The sequence below is a fragment of the Nocardia farcinica genome (assembly GCF_029867845.1).
Lineage (GTDB): Bacteria > Actinomycetota > Actinomycetes > Mycobacteriales > Mycobacteriaceae > Nocardia > Nocardia farcinica_A.
This window is the reverse complement of sequence record NZ_JARWRU010000220.1, coordinates 1-5,324: the sequence shown is the minus strand read 5'-3', so window position 1 is coordinate 5,324 and position 5,324 is coordinate 1. Positions and strand designations below refer to the sequence as shown.

5 protein-coding genes are annotated in these 5,324 nt (G+C 71.8%); 1 reads left to right on the top strand and 4 read right to left on the bottom strand.

Annotated elements, in window-relative coordinates; genetic code table 11:
• The 4 genes from QH283_RS04505 to guaB form a co-directional block, all read right to left on the bottom strand.
• Positions 1-190, bottom strand: a 190-nt coding sequence (locus QH283_RS04505) for a hypothetical protein (RefSeq protein WP_280501751.1), incomplete at its 3' end; no start/stop codon positions are given.
• Positions 187-1,761 carry a glutamine-hydrolyzing GMP synthase gene (guaA, locus tag QH283_RS04500; protein ID WP_280501750.1) on the bottom strand — a complete coding sequence of 525 codons (1,575 nt, stop codon included), beginning with the start codon at positions 1,759-1,761 and terminating at the stop codon, positions 187-189. The genes QH283_RS04505 and guaA, both read right to left, overlap by 4 nt.
• 62 nt (positions 1,762-1,823) lie before the next feature.
• Positions 1,824-2,984 (bottom strand): GuaB3 family IMP dehydrogenase-related protein, encoded by a 1,161-nt coding sequence (locus QH283_RS04495; RefSeq protein WP_280501749.1) that lies wholly within the window; start codon positions 2,982-2,984, stop codon positions 1,824-1,826.
• 100 nt (positions 2,985-3,084) lie between these two features.
• Positions 3,085-4,629 (bottom strand): IMP dehydrogenase, encoded by a 1,545-nt coding sequence (gene guaB, locus QH283_RS04490; protein WP_280501752.1) that lies wholly within the window; start codon positions 4,627-4,629, stop codon positions 3,085-3,087.
• A gap of 226 nt (positions 4,630-4,855) precedes the next feature.
• On the opposite strand from guaB, the gene QH283_RS04485 reads away from it, so the two are divergent.
• On the top strand, positions 4,856-5,269 hold the full coding sequence (locus tag QH283_RS04485) for a DUF5319 domain-containing protein (RefSeq protein WP_280501748.1): 414 nt from the start codon (positions 4,856-4,858) through the stop codon (positions 5,267-5,269).
• The last annotated feature ends 55 nt before the right edge of the window (positions 5,270-5,324 follow it).

Genomic DNA, 5,324 nt, shown 5'->3' with positions numbered 1-5,324 from the left:
ACACACAGGAGGCGGGGGGGGGGGGGGGGGGGGGGGGGGCCGCGCCCCCCCCCCCCCCCCCCCCCCCCCCCCCCCCCCCCCCCCCCCCCCCCCCCCCCCCCCCCCCCCCCCCCCACCCCCCCCCCCCCCCCCCCCCCCCCGCCCGCGCCCGGGGCCGCGCCCCCCCCCCCCCGACAGCCGGGGCCGTCACTCCCATTCGATGGTGCCCGGCGGCTTGCTGGTCACGTCGAGCACCACGCGGTTTACCTCGGCGACCTCGTTGGTGATCCGGGTCGAGATGCGTTCGAGCACCTCGTAGGGCAGCCGGGTCCAGTCCGCGGTCATGGCGTCCTCGCTGGACACCGGGCGCAGCACGATCGGGTGACCGTAGGTGCGGCCGTCGCCCTGCACGCCGACGCTGCGCACATCGGCCAGCAGCACCACCGGGCACTGCCAGATCTGGGCGTCCAGACCGGCCGCGGTCAGCTCCTCGCGGGCGATGGCGTCGGCCTGGCGCAGCGTGGCCAGCCGGTCGGAGGTCACCTCGCCGATGATGCGGATCGCCAGGCCGGGGCCGGGGAACGGCTGGCGGGCGACGATCTCCTCGGGCAGGCCGAGCTCGCGGCCGACCGCGCGCACCTCGTCCTTGAACAGCAGGCGAAGCGGCTCGACCAGCTCGAACTCGAGATCGTCGGGCAGACCGCCGACATTGTGGTGCGACTTGATGTTCGCGGTGCCCGCGCCGCCGCCGGACTCCACCACGTCCGGGTACAGCGTGCCCTGCACGAGGAACTCCACCTTCGGCAGCGCGCCGTCGGCCGCGCCCTGCTCGGTGACGACCTCGCGCACCGCGTCCTCGAAGGAGCGGATGAACTCACGACCGATGATCTTGCGCTTCTGCTCGGGATCGGTCACCCCGGCCAGCTCGCCGAGGAACTTGTCCACCGCGTCCACGGTGACCAGCTTGGCGCCGGTGGAGGCGACGAAATCCTGCTGCACCTGCTCGCGCTCCCCGGCCCGCAACAGGCCGTGATCGACGAACACGCAGGTCAGCCGATCGCCGATGGCCCGCTGCACGAGCGCCGCGGCGACCGCGCTGTCCACGCCGCCGGACAGGCCGCAGATGGCGTGCCCGTCGCCGATCTGCTCGCGCACCTGCTCGATCAGCGACTCGGCGATGTTCGCCGGGGTCCAGGTGGCGGGGATGCCCGCCATCTCGTGCAGGAAGCGGCTGAGCACCTGCTGGCCGTGCGGCGAGTGCAGCACCTCGGGGTGGTACTGCACGCCGGCGAGCCTTCGGGCCTTGTCCTCGAAGGCGGCGACCGGGGCGCCCGCCGTGGTGCCGGTGACCTCGAAGCCCTGGGGCGCGTCGGTGACGGCGTCGCCGTGGCTCATCCACACCGGCTGGATGGTGGGCAGGCCGCCGTGCAGCAGGCCGCCGTCGATGTTCAGCTCGGTGCGGCCGTACTCGCGGGTGCCGGTGTGGGTGACGGTGCCGCCCAGCGCCTGCGCCATGGCCTGGAAGCCGTAGCAGATGCCGAAGACCGGCAGACCGAGCTCGAACAGCTGCGGATCCAGTTGCGGCGCGCCCTCGGCGTACACGCTCGACGGGCCGCCGGACAGAATGACCGCGAGCGGCTTGCGCTCGGCGATCTCCTCCACCGACACGGTGTGCGGAACCACCTCGGAGTAGACGCTCGCCTCACGGACCCGGCGGGCGATCAGCTGGGCGTATTGGGCGCCGAAGTCGACGACGAGGACCGGTCTCTGGGATTCTGTCACCGGTCCAGTCTAGTGAGGGGCCCGGCGCCGCGACGCACGGGCATCCCCCGTCACGGGCCTGCTCAGGCGCGCACGCTCAGGCCGACCTTCTGGAACTCCTTGAGGTCGGAGTAGCCGGCCTTGGCCATCGAACGACGCAGACCGCCGACCAGGTTGAGCGAGCCGAACGGATCGTCGGACGGGCCGAACAGCACCCGCTCCAGGGTCGGGCGGGCGGGCGCGTCGCCGGACCCGTCGGACAGGCCGAAGTCCTCGACCTGTAGCAGCGAGCCGCGCGGCACCGAGGGGTGCGCGGCCGCCGACGGCCAGTACCAGCCCCGGCCTGGCGCCTCGGCGGCCACGGCCAGCGGCACGCCGAGCATGGCCGCGTCCGCGCCGCAGGCGATGGCCTTGGCCAGGTCGCCGGAGGTGGCGATGTCGCCGTCGGCGATCACGTGCACGTACCGGCCACCGGTCTCGTCCAGGTAGTCGCGCCGGGCGGCGGCCGCGTCGGCGATCGCGGTGGCCATCGGCACGCCGATGCCGAGCACCTCACCGGTGGTGGTGGCGCCGGGGAACGAGCCGTAGCCCACGATCACGCCCGCCGCGCCGGTGCGCATCAGGTGCAGCGCGGTGCGGTGGTCGCTCACACCGCCTGCCACCACGGGCACGTCCAGTTCGGCGATGAAGGTCTTGAGGTTCAGCGGCTCGCCGTCGCCCACGTGCTCGGCGGAGATGATGGTGCCGTGCACCACCAGCAGGTCGATACCGGCCTGCACCAGGCCGGGGGTGAACGCGCGCGCGTTCTGCGGGCTCACCCGCACCGAGACCGTCACGCCCGCGGCGCGCACCTCGGCCACCGCGGCGGCCAGCAGGTCGGGCTGCAACGGCGCGGCGTGCAGTTGCTGCAGGAAGGCCACGGCCTTCTCGTACTGTCCCTGCTCGGCCAGCTCGGTCAGCTGCTCGATCTTGGCCTCGACGTCGGCGTGCCTGGCCCACAGGCCCTCGCCGTTGATGACGCCGAGCCCGCCGAGGCGGCCCAGCTCCACCGCCAGTTTCGGCGAGACCAGCGCGTCGGTCGGATGGGTCACCAGCGGGATCTCGAAGCGGTAGGCGTCGAGCTGCCAGCCGAGCGAGACCTGCTTGGAGGAACGGGTCCGCCGCGAGGGGACGATGTCCACGTCGTCCAGCTCGTAGGTACGCCGGGCCGTCCGGCCCATGCCGATCTCGACCATGTCGCGCACGTGCGTTGTCCTTTCGGTATCGGATGGGCCGCCGTAGTGACCCCGAACAGCAGTGACGGCCGGAGCCCGGGTCGCGGGGTTCCGGCCGTCGCCGCGAGAGTTACTGGCGACCCGTGTAGTTCGGGGCCTCCACGGTCATGGTGATGTCGTGCGGGTGGCTCTCCTTCAGGCCGGCCGCGGTGATCTGCACGAACTGCGCTTCCTGCAGCTCGGCGATCGACTGCGAGCCGGTGTAGCCCATGGCCGCCCGCAGGCCGCCGACGAGCTGGTGGATCACCTGGTTGACCGGGCCGCGGAAGGGCACCCGGCCCTCGATGCCCTCGGGGACCAGCTTGTCCTCGGCGAGCACGTCGTCCTGGAAGTAGCGGTCCTTGGAGAACGACTTGGCCTGGCCGCGGCCCTGCATGGCGCCCAGCGAACCCATGCCGCGGTAGCTCTTGAACTGCTTGCCGCCCACCAGGATCAGCTCACCCGGCGACTCGGTGGTGCCCGCCAGCAGCGAACCGAGCATGACCGTCGACGCGCCCGCCGCGATGGCCTTGGCGATGTCGCCGGAGAACTGGATGCCGCCGTCGGCGATCACCGGCACGCCCGCGGGCTTGCAGACCGCCACGGCCTCCAGGATCGCGGTGATCTGCGGCGCGCCGACACCGGCGACCACGCGGGTGGTGCAGATCGAGCCGGGGCCGACACCCACCTTGATCGCGTCCGCGCCCGCCTCGACCAGCGCCGCCGCGCCCTCGCGGGTCGCCACATTGCCGCCGACGACCTGGATGCGCTCGCCGACCTCGGCCTTGACCTTGGCCACCATCTGCAACACCTGCGACTGGTGACCGTGCGCGGTGTCGACCACCAGCACGTCCACCCCCGCGTCGGCCAGGGTCATCGCGCGCGACCAGGCGTCCTCGCCGACACCGACGGCGGCGCCGACCAGCAGCCTGCCGTCGCGGTCCTTGGTGGCGTTCGGGTACTGATCGGTCTTGACGAAGTCCTTGACGGTGATCAGGCCGCGCAGCCTGCCGTTGCCGTCGACGATCGGCAGCTTCTCCACCTTGTGGCGGCGCAGCAGCCCGAGCGCCGCCTCGGCCGTCACACCCTCCTGGGCGGTGATCAGCGGGGCCTTGGTCATCACGTCGGCGACGCGGCGGTTCTGGTCGACCTCGAAACGCATGTCGCGGTTGGTGATGATGCCCACCAGCGCGCCGGTCTCGTCCACCACCGGCAGACCCGAGATGCGGAAACGCGCGCACATGGCGTCGACCTCGGCCAGGGTGTCGGTCGGCCGACAGGTGACCGGGTCGGTGACCATGCCCGCCTCGGAGCGCTTGACGGTCTCCACCTGGGAGGCCTGGTCGGCGGTGGACAGATTGCGGTGCAGCACGCCCATGCCGCCCGCGCGCGCCATCGCGATGGCCATCCTGGCCTCGGTGACGGTGTCCATGGCCGAACTCACCAGCGGGGTCCGCAGCCGGATCTCCCTGGTGAGATTGCTGGAGGTCTCGACAGAGCTGGGAATCAGATCCGAGGCCGCGGGCAGCAACAGCACGTCGTCGAACGTGAGCCCGAGCATGGCGATCTTGTTCGGATCGTCGCCACCCGTAGGGGGGCGGACTGCGATTCGTTCGCCCGGTACGGGATTACTCATTCGGATCGACCCCTCCTGGACGTCGAACAGCGGCAGGCGCCGAGGAGCGGCGTCGCGCACAACTGATGGAATGGACGGTGGCAGCGGGAGCAGCGAGTCGGGATACTTCTCCAGCGCCTGCGCACCATGGTATCTGTACAGCGATCCGGGCCAGGAGCGGCCCGCCCGCGAAACTGGCACGCGGCAGCGCTGGCGCAGACCGCCCTGTTCTGCGTACCGTGGGTGTGTGCGTGACCATCTACCACCTGGCTTGCCGCCGGATCCATTCGCCGGAGACCCCTCCGACCCGTCGGCCGCGCTCGATGCCATCGAGCCGGGCGAACCCTTGGATCCCCACGAGCGCCTCGCGGTCGAGGAGGATATCGCCGACCTCGCTGTCTACGAGGCATTGCTGGCCCACCGCGGTATCCGCGGCCTGGTGGTCAGCTGCGAGGACTGCCGACAAGATCATTACCACGACTGGGACATGCTCCGCGCCAATCTCCTGCAACTGCTGGTGGACGGCACGGTGCGCCCGCACGAGCCCGCCTATGACCCGACACCCGAGGCCTACGTCACCTGGGATTACTGTCGCGGCTACGCGGACGCCTCGATGAACGAGGCGTTCCACGGCGACGGATTCGACGGCTTCGACAGCTGAGCCCCCCCCCCCCCGGGGGGGAGCCCCCCCCGGCCCCCCCCCCCGCCCACTGACG

Excerpts from the sequence above, each read along its gene's own strand:
- guaB (WP_280501752.1), bottom strand. The coding sequence starts at position 4,629 with ATGAGTAATCCCGTACCGGGCGAACGAATCGCAGTCCGCCCCCCTACG.